General features: G+C 65.9%; 15 protein-coding genes. 4 read left to right on the forward strand and 11 right to left on the reverse strand.

Going from position 1 to position 19765, the window contains the following annotated elements:
* Nucleotides 1-111 precede the first annotated feature (111 nt).
* The 10 genes from KHN93_RS11645 to KHN93_RS11690 all read right to left on the reverse strand — a co-directional run bounded on the left by KHN93_RS11645 (nucleotide 112) and on the right by KHN93_RS11690 (nucleotide 14037).
* Nucleotides 112-1062 carry an endonuclease/exonuclease/phosphatase family protein gene (locus KHN93_RS11645; RefSeq protein WP_228607641.1) on the reverse strand — a complete coding sequence of 317 codons (951 nt, stop codon included), beginning with the start codon at nucleotides 1060-1062 and terminating at the stop codon, nucleotides 112-114.
* Nucleotides 1059-4196: a discoidin domain-containing protein gene (locus KHN93_RS11650; protein WP_024940600.1), complete on the reverse strand. Its 3138-nt coding sequence runs from the start codon at nucleotides 4194-4196 to the stop codon at nucleotides 1059-1061. Before KHN93_RS11650 ends, KHN93_RS11645 begins: the two co-directional genes overlap by 4 nt.
* Nucleotides 4197-4222: 26 nt before the next feature.
* Nucleotides 4223-5059 (reverse strand): carbohydrate ABC transporter permease, encoded by an 837-nt coding sequence (locus KHN93_RS11655; RefSeq protein WP_016904891.1) that lies wholly within the window; start codon nucleotides 5057-5059, stop codon nucleotides 4223-4225.
* Nucleotides 5056-5940, reverse strand: a complete 885-nt coding sequence (locus KHN93_RS11660; protein WP_024940601.1) for a carbohydrate ABC transporter permease — start codon at nucleotides 5938-5940, stop codon at nucleotides 5056-5058. Before KHN93_RS11660 ends, KHN93_RS11655 begins: the two co-directional genes overlap by 4 nt.
* The gene (locus KHN93_RS11665; RefSeq protein ID WP_104559599.1) at nucleotides 5937-7295 is read right to left on the reverse strand and encodes a sugar ABC transporter substrate-binding protein; all 1359 of its coding nucleotides are present in this window, start codon (nucleotides 7293-7295) and stop codon (nucleotides 5937-5939) included. Before KHN93_RS11665 ends, KHN93_RS11660 begins: the two co-directional genes overlap by 4 nt.
* Before the next feature lie 3 nt (nucleotides 7296-7298).
* Nucleotides 7299-8918, reverse strand: a complete 1620-nt coding sequence (locus KHN93_RS11670; protein WP_039527041.1) for a glucoamylase family protein — start codon at nucleotides 8916-8918, stop codon at nucleotides 7299-7301.
* 101 nt (nucleotides 8919-9019) lie between these two features.
* Nucleotides 9020-11998, reverse strand: coding sequence for a TonB-dependent receptor (locus KHN93_RS11675; RefSeq protein WP_104559598.1), 2979 nt, complete (start codon nucleotides 11996-11998; stop codon nucleotides 9020-9022).
* 121 nt (nucleotides 11999-12119) lie between these two features.
* Nucleotides 12120-13142, reverse strand: coding sequence for a LacI family DNA-binding transcriptional regulator (locus KHN93_RS11680; protein ID WP_016904539.1), 1023 nt, complete (start codon nucleotides 13140-13142; stop codon nucleotides 12120-12122).
* A 329-nt stretch (nucleotides 13143-13471) separates the two neighbouring features.
* A complete protein-coding gene (locus tag KHN93_RS11685) occupies nucleotides 13472-13741 on the reverse strand; it encodes a BolA family protein (protein WP_016904540.1) in 270 nt (89 codons plus the stop codon).
* A complete protein-coding gene (locus KHN93_RS11690; RefSeq protein WP_016904541.1) occupies nucleotides 13738-14037 on the reverse strand; it encodes a YciI family protein in 300 nt (99 codons plus the stop codon). Before KHN93_RS11690 ends, KHN93_RS11685 begins: the two co-directional genes overlap by 4 nt.
* 350 nt (nucleotides 14038-14387) lie before the next feature.
* On the opposite strand from KHN93_RS11690, the gene KHN93_RS11695 reads away from it, so the two are divergent.
* From KHN93_RS11695 to KHN93_RS11705, 3 genes are read left to right on the forward strand one after another with little or no spacing between them, the layout of a single operon-like run.
* Complete coding sequence (locus KHN93_RS11695) at nucleotides 14388-15293, forward strand: segregation and condensation protein A (RefSeq protein WP_039527033.1); 906 nt, start codon at nucleotides 14388-14390, stop codon at nucleotides 15291-15293.
* The gene (gene scpB, locus KHN93_RS11700) at nucleotides 15271-16530 is read left to right on the forward strand and encodes an SMC-Scp complex subunit ScpB (protein ID WP_181141819.1); all 1260 of its coding nucleotides are present in this window, start codon (nucleotides 15271-15273) and stop codon (nucleotides 16528-16530) included. The genes KHN93_RS11695 and scpB overlap by 23 nt, the downstream gene beginning before the upstream one ends.
* Complete coding sequence (locus KHN93_RS11705; RefSeq protein ID WP_039527028.1) at nucleotides 16523-18169, forward strand: pseudouridine synthase; 1647 nt, start codon at nucleotides 16523-16525, stop codon at nucleotides 18167-18169. The genes scpB and KHN93_RS11705 overlap by 8 nt, the downstream gene beginning before the upstream one ends.
* A gap of 202 nt (nucleotides 18170-18371) precedes the next feature.
* On the opposite strand, the gene KHN93_RS11710 is transcribed toward KHN93_RS11705, so the two are convergent.
* Nucleotides 18372-18809: a hypothetical protein gene (locus KHN93_RS11710; protein ID WP_016904973.1), complete on the reverse strand. Its 438-nt coding sequence runs from the start codon at nucleotides 18807-18809 to the stop codon at nucleotides 18372-18374.
* Nucleotides 18810-18974: 165 nt separating this feature from the next.
* On the opposite strand from KHN93_RS11710, the gene KHN93_RS11715 reads away from it, so the two are divergent.
* The gene (locus KHN93_RS11715) at nucleotides 18975-19745 is read left to right on the forward strand and encodes a glutaminyl-peptide cyclotransferase (RefSeq protein WP_104559596.1); all 771 of its coding nucleotides are present in this window, start codon (nucleotides 18975-18977) and stop codon (nucleotides 19743-19745) included.
* Nucleotides 19746-19765 lie beyond the last annotated feature (20 nt).

The following is a 19765-nucleotide window of genomic DNA, read 5'->3' on the forward strand; positions in this document are numbered from 1 at the left end:
GGCGCTGCAATCTGCAGCTTCTCGTAGGAGCGCACCTGGGCGCGATGGGGCGTTATCGGTAAAGCCCATCGCGCCCGGGTGCGCTCCTACGTGGTTGATGTAGGGGTCGAGTTACGGCTGATCGGGCGCGAGCTGCAGGCGCACCCAGACGCCGTAGTGATCCGAGGCCCAGCGCCCTTCGGCATACGGGGTGTCGAACAGGATGCGCGCTTCGCGCGCCAGCAGGCGGTTCTGCTGGAAGAACACGTGGTCGATCCGCGCCGGCGTGTCGAAGACATGCAGGTTCAAGGTGCTGACGGTGGCGTCGCTGTTTCGATGCACGCTGCCGTAGCTGTCGCCGTAGCCCTTGCGTAGCGCTTCCAGATCGAGGGCATCGGCGGCGGTGTTGAAATCGCCTGCGATCACGACCGGGGCCTGCTCGCTGTTGGAGGCAATGAAGTCCAGCAGGTCGGCGACCTGACGCGTGCGTGTGGCCGTGCCACGCGCATCGGCACGTTCGTTGAGGTGGGTGACGTAGACATTGATCGGCTGGCCGTCGACATCGACCTGCAGATGCGCGGCTACGCGGTAGTCGTCCAGCGGCTGCAGCAGGCGCTGATGCCGGGCCAGCACCGTGCGCCGGCTCAGCAACGCGTTGCCGTAGCGCTTGGGCGCACCGACCGGATCGGCCGAGGCGAAGGTGTAGTCGTAATCCAGCTTGCGCGCCAACCAGGCGGCCTGGTTCTCCACGCTGCCGCGGCGCTCGATCACTTCCTGCAGCGCGATCACGTCCGGCGCCAGTTGCTTGAGCTGTCTGGCGATATAGGCGCGACGCGCCGGCCAGTCTTCGCGGTCGTGATGCAGGTTGAGCGTGACCAGGGTCATCTCGCGCTGCGCCGCGCCCGGCGACTGCACTGCCGAGGATGCGTGTGCTGCCTGGTCGGTCTGCTCGAGTTGTGCGGGTTGCGCGGCCTGCGTGGCGTGTACAGCGACAAAGCACAGTAGCAGCGCCAGCCACGCGACCGGCCACCCGCCGCCGCGCCGCACCGGCGCTGCCCGGGTCGGTCGAGCCGCGTCGTTCATTGCGAGGCGCGCTCGGCCCGCCGCACCGCGCTGGGCACATCGATCTGCACGTTGGCCGGCAGCTGTTGAATCCGCAGTTCGCCGTTCTGCCATTCGGCAGATTCACCGTTGATGCTGGCCTTGCCCGGCGTGCCCTGGTACGGCCACGGCAGCACCACCCCGCCCGGCGGCAGGATCAGGCCGGGCTGCAGTTGCAGCACCAGCTGCTTGTCGGTGCGCTGCAAGGTGTAATTGAGGCGCCCGTACGGTGTGCGCAGCTCGGCGATGCCGATGCCCTTGCCCTCGAACCAGCGCGTCGGCGTGCCGGCAGCGATGACCAGGCTGGCGTCGGATTCGCGTCCGTAGGCGAACATGTCCAGCACCGAGCGCACGAAATCCGAGGCGACCCAGGCATGCGGCAGGTCGCCGACGAAGAACGGCGTGCGCGGCGTGCGCGAGACCACTTCGGCCCATTGGTTCCAGGGTTGCGGCGCACGGTCCTTGAAGAAGAACGCGGTGGCGTCCCAGGCGCGGTCGCGCCAGCCCAGACGCACGAACGCGGCCACGTTGCGCCATTCGTAGGGCGTGTAGTCCTTCCATGCGCGCTTGCCGTCGCGGCGGTCGGAAAACTCCTTCCAGTAGCGCTCGAAGGTATTGGTCAACAGGTCCTGCGGCAGGCGTTGCTGCTCGCCGCCCGGGGCCAGCGCGATGGTGGTCGAGGTCGCATCGAAGTCGCCCAGCTCGGCCGAGCCGGGCAGGAAATCGAGACTGTGCTGGCGCACCGCCGCCCCCAGCGAGGCGACCAGGTCGCCACTGAATTCGTCGCGTGCGGCGCTGAAGCGGGCGACCTCGTCGGGCTTGTCGAGTGCGCCGGCCAGCATCGCCGCATCCTTGTAGCCGCGCAGCGCCCAGAAGTTGTCCCAGTACGAATGCACCGGCTTGGCCGAATAGCCTTCGTGGCTGATCGACACCGGCATCATTCCGTAGAAGGCCGGGTTGCGCATGAAGTTGTCTTCGGTGCGTTCGCTGGCGCGCAGCTTTTCCATGTAGTCGTAGGCGCCGGTCACGTGCGGCCACATCTTTTCCAGGAACGCCTTGTCGCCGGTGTAGCGGTAGTACTCGGCGATGTTGAAGATCAGCTCGCCGTGGCTGTCGTTCTCGGGCACCGGGTCGCTGCCGCGGTCGTCCACGCAGCACGGCACCATGCCGTCGGCGAACTGATACGGGGCGAACCAGTCGACGTACTCGCGCACCACGTCTTCGCGGCCGAGCCGCAGCAGGCCTTCGGAAATCATCGCGCCGTCGCGGATCCAGCTGCGCGAATACGAGCGCGTGCCGGGCTGCAGGCGCGGGCCGATGCGCGAGATCAACATGTGCGCCAGCGCGGTGCGCAAGGTGTCGACCACCGGCTTGCCTTCGGCCGGCACGCTGATGCGCACGCGGTCGAGCTTGCTGCGCCACTGCTGGGCCACCTGCTGCTGCGCCTTGTCGGCATCGAAGCCGGCCGGCAGTTGCGCGGTGCCGGTCTGCGGAATCACCAGCGCCACCTCGCGCTGTTGGCCGGGCTCCAGCTTCCAGCGATACAGCAGCACGCCCGAAGCCAGGCCGGTGTCGTCCTTGACCTGGGTGATCGTCGGCGGCGTGGCGGCGGTGAGATGGCTGACATCCATGCCGCTGTCGAAGGCGCTGGCAAAGCCGGCATCCGGACGTTGTGCGGCGAATACCCGCGGCTTGCCGTTGACGCTGACCTGCGCGCCCTCCACCGCCAGTTGTTCGATCCGGCTGACACCGCCCAGGGTATTGAGGAACTGCGCCGGAGGGTTGACCTGGAACGGCCGCACCGCCAACGCCAGGGTGAAGTCACGCGCCTCCTTGCCGGTGTTGTGCAGCTGATAGCGTGCGACCAGTTGCGCCTGATCCGGGGTGCCCTGCACGAACGCGGTCACGCGCAGGTTCATCAGGTCGTGATGCCAGTCGACGCTGGGAATCGGCAGGTAATCGTCCTGCAGGCTCTGCTCGCTGCTGACATCGGACCAGTGCAGCAGCTTGCCGCCGGTGACCACGAACGGCTCGATGCTGAAGCCGCCCTTGCCCACTTCCACCGCGCCGTCCTCGCCGATCAGGCCCTGCTCGGTGCCGCCATCCAGACCCAGGATGGTCCAGTACGGCTGCTCGCCGGAGAAACCGCGCGGATAGCTGCCGCGCGGCATCTGCGCGGCCAGCGACTTGATGAAGTCATTCGGGGTCGCCGCAAACGCCAGCGGCTGCAGCTGCACTTCCTTGATGCCGTAGCGCCAGTTGGGGCCGTCCTTAAGATCGAAGCGCAGGTAACGCGCCTCGGTGTCCGGCAGCGCCAGCCAATCGGTGCCGCCGGCACCGGCCGTGACGGTGCGTAGGTCGCGCCAGCCGCGCCCGTCGCTTGACGCGCGCACCACGTACTGCGAGGCCTGCAGGCCGGGGACCCACTGCACCACCGCGCCGCCGAATTCGCGCACCTTGCCCAGGTCCAGCGTGACGGTCTGTTGCTTGACCGCGCCGCTGAGCCAGAAGGTCTCCGGCTTGCCGTCGGCCAGGCGTTGTTCCAGTGCGGGCGCGGTATCGGTGATCGCCTCGGCCTTCAACGGCGAGGTGTCTTCCGGCGGCAGCGGCGTGAGCGTCAGGCGGTCGAAGCACACCGTGCCCTTGCCGCCGACCTTGTTGTAGATGGTGAACTCGACATCTGCGCTGCTGCGCAGTTGCTTGTCCTGGCCCGGGCCCCAGGCCTTTTCGATGTTGCGCTTGCGATAGCCGACGGTGGTCCAGTTCTTCGGGAAGTTGAAGCCGGGCCGGTTGACCCACCACACGTTGTCGCCGCTGGCATCGATCAACTTGACCTGCAGGTCGTTGGACGGCGAGTCGCCGCGCAGCGCAAAGCCGATGCGATAATTGTCCGGATAGTCGATCGGCAGGTTGCGGCGGATGCCGACATAGCCGGACACGCCGTTGAAGTTGTAGTCCAGGCACAGCGCATGCCCGCCGGCACTGGTGGCGACCGGCCGCAGCGAGCCGCTGACCTGGTTGGACACCACCAGGCGCCAGGCGCCGATGTCGTTGAAGCCGTCGAGCACGCGTTCCTGCGCCTGCGCCGTGACCGCAGAGGTGGCAACAGCGGTCATGGCAAACAATCGCAGGAACATTGGCTTCACCCCTTCACACTCCCCAGCAGAAGACCTTGGATGTAGTAGCGCTGCAGCGCGACGAACAATAGCAGCACCGGAATCACCGTCACCACTGCGCCGGCCATCATCAGCTCCACGTCCATGATGTGCTCGCGCGACAGTGCGGCCAGCGCCACCGGCAAGGTGTACTGCTCCTGGTCGGTCAGCACGATCAGCGGCCACATGAAATCGTTCCACGAGCCCATGAAGGTGAAGATGGTCAAGGTGACCAGCACCGGCTTGAGCATCGGCAGCACGATCTGGAAGAAGATCCGCATCTCGCTGGCGCCGTCGATGCGCGCGGCCTCGATCAGTTCATCGGGAATGCTGCGCGCGTACTGGCGCACCAGGAAGATGCCGAACACCGTCGCCAGCGCCGGCACCACCACCCCGCCGATGTTGTTGACCAGATGCAGCTGCTTCATCAACAGGAACAACGGCAGCATCGCCACCTGCGCCGGGATCACCAACGCGGCCATCAGGATCTTGAAGATGCGCTCGCGGCCAACGAACTGCAGCTTGGCGAACGCATAGCCGGCCATGGTGTTGATCAGCAGCGAACCGAGCGTGATCAGCCCGGACACCATCAGGCTGTTGGCGAAGTTGCGCGCCATGCCGGTGCGCGCGAACAGTTCGTGGTAGTTGGCGGTGGTGAACGCCGAGGGCAGCATCGGCGGCGGGAAGCGGCTGGCCTCGCCGGTGGGCATGAACGACACCGACAGCATCCACAGCAGCGGCGCCAGGCTGACCAGCGCCAGCAGCAGCAGGCCACCGTTGATCAGCACGCCATTCCAGCGCGATTGGCCGACATCACGACTCATATCAAATCCCTCTTGCGGCCAAAGCGCAGCATCACGGTGGTCACTGCCAGGATGATCAGGAACAACAGGAACGCCACCGCCGACGCGCGGCCGAGGTTCCACCACTTGAAGCCTTCCTCGAACATGAAATACAGCACGCTCACGGTGCTTTGCAGTGGGTCGCCGCGGGTCATCACGTAGGGCTCGGCGAACAGCTGGAAATAGCCGGAGATGGTGATCACCCCGACCACCATCAGCACCGGGCCGAGCATCGGCAGGGTGATATGCAGGAACTGCTTCCAGCGCGAGGCGCCATCGATGCGCGCGGCCTCATACAGGTCCTGCGGGATCGCCTGCAGCCCGGCCAGGAAGATCACCATGTTGTAGCCGAAGTTCTTCCACACCGCGAACAGCATGATGGTCGGCATCGCCCAGCGCGGGTCGCCCAGCCAGTCGATCGGGGCGATGCCCAGATGGCTCAGACCGAAGTTCACCAGGCCGTATTTGATGTGGAACAGATAGCGCCAGATCACCGCCACCGCCACCAGCGTGGTCACTACCGGGGCGAACAAGGCGGTACGGAACAACGCCTTGAAGCGCGAGGCCTTGGCATTGAGCAGCAATGCCGCGCCCAGCGACACCCCGATCGACATCGGCACGCCCAGCAGCACGAAATACGTGGTGTTCCACAACGACTTCCAGAACAGCGGCGTCTGCAGCAGGTCGATGTAGTTGCCCAGGCCGACGAAGCGCAGATGGCCGCTGTCGGCCAGTGCGTACAGATCGAAGTCGGTGACGCTGAGCACCAGCGCGGCGAACACCGGCACGCCGAAGAACATGCCCAGCACCAGGATCGACGGCGCGGCGAACACCCAGCCGGCGACGGAATTACGCTTCATCATCGTGCCGCTCCCTCGCCCGCTGCCGGTGCTGGCGCTGCGGCAGGTGTCGCCGCAGGCGTTGCCGATTCACCAGCCGGACCGACATGCCCGCCCTCCTGTTCGAAGATCCAGCGGCGCTTGGCCAGAATCTCGTCCACGCGTTTATCCAGTTCCTGCACGGCGGCCTCATGTGATTGGCCGCCACGCACCACGCGTTCGGTCACCAGGCGCATTTCCTGCACGATGCGCTCCCACTCCAGCACTTTGGGCGTGGCCTTGACCCGCTCCAGCTGGTCGCCGAAGGCATGCGCCAGTTCGTCGTTGGCCAGCGAGGGCAACTTCCAGGTGCTGCGGCGCGGCGGCAGGTCGCCGATGATGGCGTGGAAGCGCGCCTGCACCTGCGGCTGCGACAGGTATTCGATCAGCTTCCAGCTGGCGTCCTTGTGCTGCGACGACTTGAAGATCACCAGGCTGGAACCGCCGGCAATGCCCGCGCCCAGACCGTTGGGCCCCGGCAGCGGCGCAGTGCCCCACTTGCCTTCCATGCCCGGCGGCTGGCGCAGCTTGAACTCGCGCACGTTCCACGGGCCGGACAGATAGAACGCGTAATAGCCGTTGAAGAACTCGTACCAGACGTTGGAGACCTGGGTCTCGGAGACCTTCGGCGCCCAGCCTTTCTGATACATGGTGTCGTAGAAGCCCAGCGCCTTGCGGAAGCCCTCGCCACGGAAGTTGCCGTAGTTGTCGTGGTCGCGCAGCAGGCGGTCGTCCTGCTGCAGCGCGAACGACAGCTGCTGCTCGAACTCGTTGAGCGGCATCAGGATGGCGTAGCGGTCCGGGCCGACCTTGCGCTTGATCGCCGCCATCACCTGTTCCATCTCGGCCCAGGTCTTGGGCATCTCGCTATAGCCGGCCTCGCGCAGCAGGTCCTTGCGATAGAACAGCAGCCGGGTGTCCACATACCACGGCACGCCATACAGGGTGCCGTCGACCAGGTTGGTGTCCCACACGCCGGGGAAATAATCCTGCGGGTCGACGATCCTGGAACGCGCCACATACGGCTGCATCGGTTCCAGCGTGTCCAGCAAGGCGAACTCCGGCAGCCAGGTGTTGCCGAGCTGGCACACGTCCGGCAAGCCATCGGCGGCAAAGGCGGTCAGCAGTTTTTCGTGCGCCGCCGTCATCGGGATGTTCTGCACATCCACATGGATGTCGGGGTTTTGCTTCTCGAACTCGGTCACCAGCTCGGCGACCACTTCGGCCTCCTTGCCCATGGCCCAGAAGCGCACGGTGGTCTTGCCGGGGTCGGAGCGTTCGCATCCCGCCACACCCACACACAGTGCGGCGGAGATCATCAACAGTTTCAAAAGGCGCACGGATTACTCGGGTTTTTGGCGTTGCGAGGGGTCTTGCTGGGCCTGGGCGGCGGCGGCACGCGACTCGGCCATGCCCAGCGCGCGGGCGGCGGCCTTTTGCTCGTCCTTCTGCGGCGCCGGCTGCGGCTCGCCTTCGGGGGTGAGCCAGCCGCCGGTAAAGCCGGCGCGTTCCAGACCGGCCCGGATGTAGGGGTTCTTCTTCATCACGGTCCAGACAAATTCGTTCTGGTAGTTGGCGATCATCGCCAGGATCGGGCCCTGGTCGATGGCGATGTAGTCGCTGGCCACCCAGCCACGGTCCGGCACCATGCGCCCGGTCTTGAGCGGGATGTCGTAGTTGAAGCTGGGATTGAACGAGTCCAGAAAGCCGTAGCTGGAATACAGGAAGTCGCCATAGCGCTTGTGCATTTCCTCGGTGGCCGGGATCACCACTTCCGGGGCGAACACGATCGAGGAGATCGCCGCAGACGGCACGATGGTGCCGTCGTCGAAGTTCTCGCGCAGGCCGGCGCCGCGCGAGGAATAGTGGCGGAACTGGCGCTGCTCGCCACGGTATTCCTGGCTGGTGTTCTGCGGGCCGTCGCCGGCGGTCAGGCCCCAGACGTTCTCGCCGTAGTCCTTCCACTTCATCGGGTTGTCGATGGCGTAGTCGCGCTGGGCCAGGGTGGCGCGGCGGCTGTTGAGGAAATAGTCGATGCCGCGTTCGCGCATGTACTGGTCCTGGATATCGCGGAAATCGATCCAGACATGACTGTACTGGTGACCGAACAGCGGGCCGAAGGACAGGTATTCCTGGCCCTGGTAGACGCCCCAGTCGTTGTTGTAGGTGCGGGTCCAGCTGGTCCAGGCATCCACGTCCACGCCATGCGTCGGCGAGCCGAGCGCGAGGATGTACAGCATCATCGCCTCGTTGTAGCCCATCCAGTCGTGGTCGATGAAGCCGCTCTCGGGGAACCAGCCCATCGAGATCAGCGGCGCGCGCTGCTGCAGCCAGCGCCAGTCCACGCGCTTGTACAGCGCATCGGCGATCTGCCGGATCTCCTTTTCGCGCGGGTCGTCGCCGTCGTAATACGACTGGGTGAACAACACGCCCATCATCAGCAGCGCGGTGTCCACGCTCGACAGCTCGACCCAGCTGTCGTAACGGTTGCCCTGCTGCATGTCCAGAAAGTGGTAGTAGAAGCCCTTGTACCCGGCCCTACCGGTCCGCTGCGGCCCCATTGGCGCATCGCGGAAGAATTTGAGTGTGGTCAGGGTGCGGTCGATCGCCTGATTGCGACTGACCCAGCCGTTCTCGATGCCGATCGGGTACGCGGTCAGCGCGAACCCCACCGAGGCGATGCTGGCGAACGGACGTGACGGAAACCGGTCCGGCGACAACCCATTGAGTTCGTTGGTGGTGTCCCAGAAAAACTGGAAGGTGCGGCGCTCGATGTCCGAGAACAGCGGCGGCAGCGCGGGTTTGACCGGCTTGGGTGGCAGCTGCGCTTCCACCAGGATGACTTTCACCGGCGCCTTCTTTTCGGCCACTTTGGGTTCCTCGGCCTGCTTGCAGGACGCCAGCACCAGCGCACCCAGCAATAGTGGAATCGTCAACCAATACGAAGTCCTGCCCCTGTTCATCCGCCCCCCACTTGTGTAATCGATTACATCTCGCACGCCAACCTACCCTATCCAAGCGCCGAGTTCGACCGCCCCGGCAGCTGCCGGGGCGGTCGAGTACCTCACCAGTTCAGGCCGAAGGCCAGCCGGAAGGTACGCATCGGCGACGCCAGCACGCCGGTCGGGGTGCCGTAAGCCGTGTTCAAGTCTCCGAGTGTCCCGGTCTCGCCGTTAAAGTTGGCGTAGTTCACCCAATTGAACACGTTGAGGATATCCGCACGCACGTTGAATTTGACACCTGCGCCGGTATCCCACTCTTTATTGGCGGCGATGCTGAACTCCTTGTAGCCCAACGTGCCGTCCGGCTTGAACTGCACGATGTAGCACTGGTCGTTGCCAGCCAGGCAGTTCTGCCCGTAACGCGCGGTCTGGCTGGCCAGCGACAGCTTGCCGGACAGCTTGATCTCGTACGGCAGCTCGTAGATGCCGGTGACCACCAGGCGATTCTTCGGAATGCCGCCGGCCTCGCGCCAGCCGTAGTCTTCGACGCGTTCGCGGTCCAGTGCGTAATGCTCGCCGAACTGGCGATTCTCCTTGGCATCGGAATAGGTGTAGGCCACCGTCAGGCCCCAACCGGACTCCTCGTCGAACGGCTTTTCGACCTGCAGGGCGAGCTGGTTGTTGCGGGTCTCCACGCCGTTGGTCCCCAGCACGATGGCGCTATAGCCGTCCGGGCCGTCGGTCGGCGAGCCGGAAGTGGTGCCCGGCTGGAAGAACGACCCATCCGGCAGACGGTTGCCGCGCACGAACGCGAAGCCGTCATGGCTTTCGATGCGGCTCAGGGTCACGTCGGTGAACCAGTCCTGGCCCCACAGCGGCACCATGTTGCGCATGCCGATGCTGAATTGATCCGAGTACGGGGTCTTGATGTTGTTGTCGATCAGGTAGACCTCGCGACCGCCGCCGCCGGTGCTGCTGGCTGTCAGCGTATTCAGGCCTTCCTGGGTGTTGTAGGCCGGATTCCATGCAGTGCACGGGTCGCCCAGGCAGGCCGGGTTATTGGCGCTGGTGAAGTAGTAGCTGTAGGAGTTGAACGAGTTGTTGAGCTGCTCGAGCGCCAGGTAATCGAAGATGTTGCGGTCGTAGGCACGGCCGGCACCGCCATAGATCACGTGGGCCTGATCGCCGAACAGGTCATAGGAGGCACCCAGGCGCGGCTGCCAGGCGTTCTTGAACGCCTTGCGGTTGTTGCCGGTGCTGATGAAGCTGTTGATGTCGTAGTTGGCGTTCTGCAGGTTGGGCCAGTTCTGCAGCGCACCGGCGACGTCGGACGGGGTCACGAAGTCCAGGAATGCCGGGGTTTCTTCGTAGTCGTAGCGCACGCCCAGGTTCAGGGTCCAGTGCTCGTTGACCTCCCAGTCGTCCTGCAGGTAGATGCCGTACTGCTTGTTCTCGGACACCACCGAACCGCCACCTTCGACCAGCGGCGCACCGAAGCGCACCCGGTACGGCGTTTCGACATCGCTGAGGATGTTGTAGTAGTACTGCGGGTTGGCCGGGTTGAACTGGGTGGAATCCAGGTCGATGCTCTTGAACTTCACGCCCATCTTGACGGTGTGCGCGCCGTGCCATTCCAGGCTGTTCAGGGTCAAATCGTCCTGGAAGGTCCAGCCCTTCTGGCCCTTGCGCTGGAAGCTGCTGCCGGCACCTGCGGCAAGCACGTCGGTCTCGTTACCGCGGTTGGGCGTATAGCTGAGGATGTAGCCGTTGCCGTTGTTGATCGGCGCCTGGTTCCAGAACGCGCTCTCGTAGCTGAGGTTGGCTTCGTTGAGGAAGTTGGCACCGCTGTACTGCCAACGCAGGTTGGCGCGCTTTTCTTCCTGGCCGTTGATGCTGCCGTGCTCCAGGGTCGAGGTGCCGCCGACATCGTTGAGTTCGTCTTCCTTGCGGTACTTGCCGCTCAGCTCGAACAGGCTGTTGTCGCCGATGGTCCAGTCGATCTTGGCGAAGTACAGGTCTTCCTTGAACGGCGTGCTGTAGGTGGCGACCAGCGGCTGCAACTGCGTGGGCAGCTGATCGACGCGGTCCGAATAGATCGAACCTGGGATCACCACGTTCGGGGTGGTGTATTCCTTGGCTTCATAGGCGACGAAGAAATGCGCCTTGTCCTTCAGGATCGGGCCGCTGAAGGTGGCGCCGTACTGGGTTTCCTCGAAGTCGTCACGCACGCCGGCGCGCTTTTCCAGCGGGCTTTCTTCGCGCCAGCCGTCGTTGCTGGTATCCCAGAAGAAGCTGCCGTGGAAATCGTTGGTACCGGACTTGGACGAGGCCACGATGGCCGCGCCGCTGACCTGGTCGAACTCGGCCTTGTAGTTGGAGGTGATGACCTTGTACTCGCCGATCGCCGACTGCGGGAACGGATTGCCGCGGCTGGAATCCTGGCCGCTGACGCCACCGGTCAGCACGTAGTTCTTCTGGCTCACGCCGTCGATGTAGACGTTGGTGCCTTCGGCCGAGGTGGCACCCGAGCGCACCTTGGTGGTGCCGTTGGCCTCGCGGGTGAACTGCACGTTCGGCACGGTGTCGGCCAGTTCCAGGAAGTTGCGCGTGGCACGCGGCAGGTTCTGGATCTGCACGTTGGAAATATAGGTGGCGTTTTCGGAGGTACGGGTTTCCACCAGTACCGGCGGGGCCTTGACCTGCACCGCGTCCAGCGTGGTGGCGTTACCACCGTCAGCCGTGGCGGGTTCGCCGCCGACGCCCAGGTTCAGGGTCGCGGTCTGGCCGACCTGCACGGTGACGTTCTGCGAGGTGGTCTGGCCGTTGGCGGTGACGTCCAGGCGGTACGAACCCGGCGGCAGGCCGCCGAGTGAGTAGCCGCCGTTGCTGACCTGCACGGTGCGGGTCAGGCCGGTGGCGAGATTGGTCGCGGTGACCTGGGCCTGGCTGGCAGGTGCCGAGTCGACGGTGACCTGGCCGCGGATGGTCGCCGCAGCACTCTGCGCAAAGGCCGGTGCGGCACCAAGCAACAGGCAACTGGCCAGGGCGCAGCTAAGCAGCTTGCGCGCCGGACTGGCGGAATGGGGGTAGTGGTGGCGCATTGGTCCCTCCAGGGATCGGTACAGATTGTTGTTGTGGCGTTGCGACTTGCAGGAACGACCGCTGCGGGGGGCAGCGGGAGCGGACAGAACGTCCGCGAAAAGGGTCAGCGGGCAGGAAACCTCAGGGGCCGGGCTCGCCGGCACCGCAGGAGGCGCGGATCACCAGCTCGGGCGTGAGCAGTTGGCGGATGCCGTCATCGCGGCCGGGCTGGTCCACCAGCCGCATCAACCGGGACATCGCCTGCTCGCCCAGGCGCGCGATGCTGACCCGCATCGTGGTCAGCGCCGGGTGGACGAAACGGGCCAGTGGAATATCGTCGAAACCGGCCAGTGCCACATCGCCGGGCACCGAGACATCGGCCTGGGCAAACGCGTACAGGCAGCCCAGCGCGGTCATGTCGTTGGCGGCGAACACCGCGTCGGGCAGCGCGCCGCCGGCCAGCATCGCCTTGCCGGCGCGGTGGCCGGAGGCCTCGTCGAAGTCACCGGGGAATTCGATGCCCTGCGCGGTATCGCCGTAGGCGGCGATGGCATCGCGGAAGCCGCGCAGGCGTTCGCGCGCATCGAAGTTGAGCGCCGGCCCGCCGATGAAGGCGATGCGTCGATGTCCGGCCGACAACAAATGTTCGGTCATCGCCATCGCGCCGGCATGGTCGTCGATGCTCAGCACCGGATAGGCATCGCCGGGAACGTGCGCGTTGATCAATACCGTGGGCAGCGCCTGCGGCAGGTTGTCGGTGAGGAACCCGGGCTGCTCGGCATACGGCGACAACACCAGCAGACCATCCACGCGCCCGCGCATGGACTGCAGTGCCCTGCCCTGCGCTTCCGGGTCGCCGTGGTAACTGGACACCAGCAGATGCTGGCCGGCGGCGCGCGCCGCACCATCGATCCCGCGGATCAGCTCGGAAAAGAATTCGCCATACAAATCGGGCAGCACCACGCCCAGGGTCTGGGTGCGTCGGCTGCTGAGGCTGCGGGCTGCCGCATGCGGGCTGTAGCGCAGCCGCGCGGCCACGTCCTGCACCAGCTGGCGCACTGGTCCGGCGACGTTGTCATGCCCATTGAGCGCACGTGACACCGTTGCAACGGAGACCTGTGCTTCCCTGGCGACATCTTTGATGGTGACCGCACCCTTGGCCATTCGTGTCGCCCTCCGCGACCGAGTTCCCAAAACTGGCGCGGACTGTAAGCGTTTTCATACGAGGGCGTAAACCCCTGTCTTCACGCCCGTGAAAACGCTTACAGATCAAGCATCTGCAGGTGATGAATACGTGAAGCAATGTGTTGCGACGCAACAAATACCGCCCATGTGTCCACGGATGCAGGTCGACGGCGATCACGGTTGGGGCGGTTTGGTCCGCTGCACAGGGAACGGTCGCCCCCGTAGGAGCGCACCCGGGCGCGACGGCGCTATCGGTAGGGCCTGTCGCGCCCGGGTGCGCTCCTACGACGGCGGGTTGGGTGGCCTGGTTACCCCGCCTCGCCGGGCGCGATCGCCTCGATCGACAGCGCGTGGATATCGGTCTGCATCATCTCCCCGACCGCGGCATAGACCGCGCGGTGACGCGCCAGCGGCGGCTTGCCGGCGAAGGCGGCGCTGACCACGCGCACATTGAAATGCCCACGCCCGTCGCGCGCGCCGGCATGCCCGGCGTGGCGATGGCTGTCGTCCACCACCTCCAGCTCGGTCGGCGCCAGCGCCGCCTGCAGCGCGGTACGGATCCGCTCGACCCGGCTCATGGCAGCACCCGGCGGAACGGGCGGACCTCGGTGCGCACGTAGACACCCGCCTCGACATACGGATCGGCATCGGCCCAGGCGCGGGCGTCGTCCAGCGCGTCGAATTCGGCGATGACCACGCTGCCGCTGAAACCGGCCGGGCCCGGATCCTCGGCATCGATCGCCGGGCATGGGCCCGCCACCAGCAGGCGACCTGCCGCCGCCAGCGCCTGCAAACGGGCCAGATGCGCCGGTCGCGCCTGCTGCCGGGCCGCCAGTGCGTCGGCCCGGTCATACCCCTCGATTACGTACCACATAGGCCACCTCGCCCAAGACGTGAAGAACAGCCCCGGGATTCTAGCCGCCTCAGCGCTGGACACCGCCCCCGCGCACGCATTACCCTTGCAATCACTGCACACGCAATCGGACGCAGCGGCCCGTCGGCCCAGGCCCCACGCCTCCTCGACGACCGATTCGCTGCCCACCGCCGACCCGCGTAGACGACCTCCTCGCTGTTCCGTCGCCGCATGCCACGCGGCGCACGTTGTATGTGGATTTGTAGGATCGTGCCGGCACGGGCACGACATTGATCGCAATAACTCAAGGCAAAGCCCTGCAGGCGCGGCTCAGACCGCGGCCGGCGACCGTAAGACCCGATGTCGACCTGATGAATTCCGAACTCGCGCACGACGCGAATCCGCCAGCCACGAGCGCGCCGCCACAGCAGCAGGAAATGCCGCTGGCGGTGGTGCATGGGCAACCGGTGCTGCAGATCCCGCAGGATCTGTATATTCCGCCGGACGCGCTGGAAGTCATCCTGGATGCCTTCGAAGGTCCGCTGGACTTGCTGCTGTATCTGATCCGCCGCCAGAATCTGGACATCCTGGATATCCCTGTCGCCGAGATCACCCGGCAGTACGTGGATTACATCAACGTGATGCAGGAGCTGCGCTTCGAACTGGCGGCCGAATATCTGGTGATGGCCGCAATCCTGGCCGAGATCAAGTCGCGCATGCTGTTGCCGCGCCCGCCCAGCGAGGAAGGCGAAGAAAACGATCCGCGCGCCGAGCTGGTGCGCCGGCTGCAGGAATACGAACGCTTCAAGCAGGCTGCCGAGGATCTGGACACCCTGCCGCGCATGGGCCGCGACAGCGCGCCGGTGCAGGCGCATCTGCCCGAGCGCGCCGCGGTCAAGCTGCCGCCGCCGGTGGAACTGAAAGAAATGCTGATGGCGCTGTACGACGTGCTCAAACGCGCCGAACTGTTTACCGGCCATGCGATCAAGCGCGAGGCGTTGAGCGTGCGCCAGCGCATGGGCGATGTGCTGAGCCGCCTGGACGATGGCAGGTTCTACCGTTTCGAATCGCTGTTCACTGCCGAAGAAGGCAAGCTCGGCGTGCTGGTCACCTTCCTGGCGCTGCTCGAATTGGCCAAGGAGCAATTGCTGGACATCGTGCAGGAGGCGCCGCTGGCGCCGATCTACGTGAAGTCGCTGGCCTTGGGCAATACCAATGCGCCGCTGCAATTCTCCAGCGAATTCGACGACAGCGATGCCGCCAACGAACCTCTCTGAAGCCGATCACCGAATGGATCAAGCGTTGATCACCCGCATTATCGAAGCCGCCCTGCTGGCGAGCAGCCAGCCGCTGACGCTGGCGCAGCTGCAGGGCGTGTTTCCCGAAGAAGAACCGGCGCCGCCCGGTAGCGTCGAGCGCGCGCTGGAACTGCTGCGCGACGGCTGCGCCGAGCGCGGCGTGGAGCTGGTCGAGGTGGCCTCGGGCTTCCGCTTCCAGGTCAAGGCGGACGTGCATGGCTGGGTCGCCCGGCTGTGGACCGAGCGCCGCACCAAGTACACCCGCGCCACGCTGGAAACCCTGGCGCTGATCGCCTACCGCCAGCCGATCACCCGCGGCGAGATCGAGCAGGTGCGCGGCGTGGCGGTCAGCAGCAACATCATCCAGGCGCTGGAAGAACGCGAGTGGATCCGCGTGGTGGGCCACCGCGACGTGCCCGGCAAGCCGGCCCTGTTCGGCACCACCAAGGGCTTTCTGGATTACTTCGGGCTCAAGCGATTGGACGAGCTGCCGCCATTGTCTGAGTTGAAGGACATTGCCGAGCTGGAACCACAGCTGCCGCTGGACCGCGACGGCCAACTGGATGGCGCGGTGCCGGCGTCGGCGGCGATGGGTGCGGAGCATGCCGAAGCGGGTCCGGAGACAGATCCAGACCCGGATATGGCGGATGCAGACGGCGCCGGCGCCGATGCGGCGATTGCCGCCCGGACTGACGCGGCGGCGGATGCAGCTGCTGACGCGGATGCCGACCCGGGCGACGTTGCGCCGGAACACCGCGATGCCGAGGATGTGTTGCCGGCATCGGACAGCACCACCGATGCAACCAGCGACAGCGACGACGCAACGCACGCCGATGCCGATGCCGAGCTGGCCGTTGATGCCAATGGCGATGCCGATGTTGACGTAGACAACAGCGACCAGACTGCCAGCCCAGGCACTGCAGTCGACGACGAAATCGAACACCACGCTGACGCGGTCGATGACCACGCCAGCGCTGATGAATCAAGTAACGACACACCGCAACACCCCGAGCATGCCTCGGCGCAGGACCCGAACACGTTGGACCCAGATGACGCCCGTGAGGGCGACCCCGACACCGCGCCGGGAACGCGCGCGGATGCAGTGAACGAAGACGAAGACAACGCCGTCGCGACGACGACCGTGGCTGTTGACGAAGCCGATTCCGAACCAGAGGCCGACCCAGAACGCGTCGGCCGGAGCCAGACACATGAGTGACACCCCCCGCAAGCTGTCGTTGAACAAGCTTTCCCTCAAGCGCGACAGCGCGCCCGAAGCGCCCAAGCTGGAAGAGCGCCTGCACAAGGTGCTGGCCCAGGCCGGACTGGGGTCGCGCCGCGCGCTGGAACAGCGCATTGCCGATGGCCTGATCAAGGTCAATGGCGCCGTCGCGCAGACCGGCATGTCGGTGCGCAGCGGCGACAAGATCGAGCTGGATGGCCGCAGTTTCGTGGCCAGCGCGCTGACTGAGCCCTCGCGCGTGCTGATCTACAACAAGCCCGAAGGCGAAGTGACCACCCGCGAAGACCCCGAAGGCCGCCCGACCGTGTTCGAGTCGCTGCCGGCATTGAAAGGCTCGCGCTGGATCGCCATCGGCCGCCTGGACATCAACACCACCGGCCTGCTGCTGCTGACCACCGACGGTGAGCTGGCCAACGCGATGATGCATCCCTCCTACGAGGTCGAGCGCGAATACGTGGTGCGCGTACGCGCCCCGGAAGGCGAGGACAAGGTCTCCGACGCCATCATCGAGCGCCTGTCGCGCGGCGTGCTGCTGGAAGACGGCGGCGCCAAGTTCGACGAGATCGAACGCATCGGCGGCACCGACTCGCACGACTGGTTCCGCGTGGTGGTCAAGGAAGGCCGCAACCGCGAAGTGCGTCGCCTGTGGGAGTCGCAGGGCTGCCAGGTCAGCCGCCTCAAGCGCAGCCGCTACGGCAAGATCTCGCTGCCGCGCGAACTGTTGCGTGGGCAGTCGATCGAAGTGGCACAGGACAAGGTCGACAGCCTGCGCGCCGAACTCAAGCTGGAAGAAGGCGCGCCGTCGGCGCTGACGCTGCAGCCGGTGATCGGCCAGCGCCGCGCCGCCAAGTCCACCGTGCACGTCTCGCGCGATGGCCGCAGCAATGCCTACGTCAACGGCCAGACCTCCGGCGCCGACGAAGGCCGTGAACTGCGTCGCTTCGACAACCTGCGCGAAGATCGCGGCGGCCGTGGCCGTGGCAAGCCGGGCGGTTTCCGCGGCGGCCTCACCGTCAGCGGCGAAGCGGCGGCCAAGCAGTCGCAGCAGCGCCCGTTCAAGCAGCGCGCTCCCGGCAAGGGCGACCGCGCCCTGCCGGACGGCAACCCGGCCGCGTTCCGCAGCTGGTATGTGCCCGATGGCGTGAGCACCGGGCCGAGCGGCCACCGCAATGCCGGCCCCAGTGGCCCCGGCACCGGCCAGGCACGCCCGTACGCGAAGAAGGGTCCGGGCGGCGCACGTCCAGGTGGCGGCGCGGGCAATGCCCGTCCCGGCGCAGGCGGCGCGGGGCGTGGCGGCGCCGGTGGCGGACAGGGCCAGTCGCAGGGCCAAGGCCAGGGTCAGCGCAAGCACCCGTACGGTCATCCGGGCAACGCACCGAGCTTCCCGTCCGATCACGCCAACCCGGGTTTCAGCCCGTATGGCGCAGCACGTCCGGCAGCCGGTCGCCCGACCGGCGCACGCGCTGGTGGCCCCGGTGGCAACCGTGGTCCGGGCGGCAATCGCGGTCCCGGTGGTCCGGGCGGCGCGCCGCGTGGACCGGGCGGCCCGGGTGGTCGTCCCCCCGGTGGCGGCAATCGTCGCCCGCCAGGCGGTGGCGGTAATCGCGGCCGCTAAGCTGCGGCACGCGCAATAAAAAACGGCCCTGCAAAGGGCCGTTTTTTATTGGTGTTTCTGTTCGCGCCCGGCATTGCAGTTGCTGGCAGCAGCAGTAACACCGAGTTCGTACAGCAACAGCGCAGATCCCACTCTGTTCGGGCGCTGCGCGTCCACGCAGGTCTCGACCATTGGCGACGGCTGCGCTGCACCGCGCAGCATCTTACTTGCGACGTTCGATGACGAAGTTGCCCACGGCCACGCCCAGATCGACGCCCTCGCCCGTGCCGGCCAGGGCCAGCGAAATGTCGCCCTTGGTGACCACCTGTGCCGTGCTGGACTTGACCACGCCGGCATGCGCTTCGGCCGCCGCGTAGGTGCCGAACAGATCATTGAGGCTGTAGGCGCCGGAGAAGGTGCCGCGGCCGCCGACGATCTTGGACTTGCCGACGGTCAGGCCGCCGCCCTTGCTGGAGATCTTGACCGGAATCACCGCGCCGTTGTCGCACTTGATGGTGCCGGTGCCGCTGGCGGTCTTGTAGAACACCGACCAGCCCGACAGGTTGAACGACAGCTGGCAGTCGATGTTGCCGGCGGCCTGCGCCTGCGGTGCAAGCGTTGCGGCGCCCAGCAGCGCGAAGAGGGAAAGGGACTTGATCATGCGGGCATTCCGGTTGGTGAACGTGGCGCCGAGCCTAGCAGCGCCGATGTGGCAGCCGCGACAACATGCCGGCACCGCGCAGGCGACCGTTCAGCGAATCATTATTTCGCCGGCCGGCGGCCTGCGCGGCCACAGTCTGCGACGGCGGCATGGGATGATTGCGGCATGCCACGCACCGCCTACAGCCTGCTCTTCGCCGCCCTGCTGCTGCCCACCCTCGCCCACTGCAGCGAGACCATCCCGACCCAGGGCTATACCGTCGTGCGCACCTATCCGCACGACACCGCCGCCTTTACCGAAGGCCTGTTCTATCTCGACGGCTACCTGTACGAGAGCACCGGCGAACTGGGGCAGTCCAGCGTGCGCAAGGTCGAGCTGGAGACCGGCCGCGTCCTGCAGCAGGCCACGACACCGGCGCCGTTTTTCGGCGAAGGCATCGTGGCCTGGCACGACCGCCTGATCCAGCTGACCTGGCGCAACCAGCGCGGGTTCGTCTACGACCTCGCGACGCTGACACCGCGCACGCAGTTCAGTTATTCCGGCGAGGGCTGGGCGCTGACCCGCGACGACGCCAGCCTGTACATGAGCGATGGCACTGCCCGCATTCGACGGCTGGATCCGCAGACGCTGCAGCAGGTCGGCGGCATCAAGGTCACTGCCGGCGGCAAGGCGCTGGACAATCTCAACGAGCTGGAATGGGTCAACGGCGAGTTGTTGGCGAACGTCTGGTTAACCACCCGCATCGCACGTATCGACCCGGCCAGCGGCAAGGTGATCGCCTGGATCGACTTGAAGGCGCTGGTGCCGGACGCCGACACCCTGAGCGACCCTAGCAACGATGTACTCAACGGCATCGCCTACGACGCCGAGCACGATCGTCTGTTCGTCACCGGCAAGCGGTGGCCGAAGATCTACGAGATCAAGTTGGGTGAGTAGCCGGGATTGGGGATTGGGGA

This window comes from Xanthomonas arboricola pv. juglandis, from assembly GCF_905367715.1.
Taxonomy (GTDB): domain Bacteria; phylum Pseudomonadota; class Gammaproteobacteria; order Xanthomonadales; family Xanthomonadaceae; genus Xanthomonas; species Xanthomonas arboricola.

Excerpts from the sequence above, each read along its gene's own strand:
- KHN93_RS11645 (WP_228607641.1), bottom strand. The coding sequence starts at position 1,062 with ATGAACGACGCGGCTCGACCGACCCGGGCAGCGCCGGTGCGGCGCGGC.
- KHN93_RS11650 (WP_024940600.1), bottom strand. The coding sequence starts at position 4,196 with ATGACCGCTGTTGCCACCTCTGCGGTCACGGCGCAGGCGCAGGAACGC.
- KHN93_RS11655 (WP_016904891.1), bottom strand. The coding sequence starts at position 5,059 with ATGAGTCGTGATGTCGGCCAATCGCGCTGGAATGGCGTGCTGATCAAC.
- KHN93_RS11660 (WP_024940601.1), bottom strand. The coding sequence starts at position 5,940 with ATGATGAAGCGTAATTCCGTCGCCGGCTGGGTGTTCGCCGCGCCGTCG.
- KHN93_RS11670 (WP_039527041.1), bottom strand. The coding sequence starts at position 8,918 with ATGAACAGGGGCAGGACTTCGTATTGGTTGACGATTCCACTATTGCTG.
- KHN93_RS11675 (WP_104559598.1), bottom strand. The coding sequence starts at position 11,998 with ATGCGCCACCACTACCCCCATTCCGCCAGTCCGGCGCGCAAGCTGCTT.
- KHN93_RS11680 (WP_016904539.1), bottom strand. The coding sequence starts at position 13,142 with ATGGCCAAGGGTGCGGTCACCATCAAAGATGTCGCCAGGGAAGCACAG.
- KHN93_RS11685 (WP_016904540.1), bottom strand. The coding sequence starts at position 13,741 with ATGAGCCGGGTCGAGCGGATCCGTACCGCGCTGCAGGCGGCGCTGGCG.
- KHN93_RS11690 (WP_016904541.1), bottom strand. The coding sequence starts at position 14,037 with ATGTGGTACGTAATCGAGGGGTATGACCGGGCCGACGCACTGGCGGCC.
- KHN93_RS11695 (WP_039527033.1), top strand. The coding sequence starts at position 14,388 with ATGAATTCCGAACTCGCGCACGACGCGAATCCGCCAGCCACGAGCGCG.
- scpB (WP_181141819.1), top strand. The coding sequence starts at position 15,271 with ATGCCGCCAACGAACCTCTCTGAAGCCGATCACCGAATGGATCAAGCG.
- KHN93_RS11705 (WP_039527028.1), top strand. The coding sequence starts at position 16,523 with ATGAGTGACACCCCCCGCAAGCTGTCGTTGAACAAGCTTTCCCTCAAG.
- KHN93_RS11710 (WP_016904973.1), bottom strand. The coding sequence starts at position 18,809 with ATGATCAAGTCCCTTTCCCTCTTCGCGCTGCTGGGCGCCGCAACGCTT.
- KHN93_RS11715 (WP_104559596.1), top strand. The coding sequence starts at position 18,975 with ATGCCACGCACCGCCTACAGCCTGCTCTTCGCCGCCCTGCTGCTGCCC.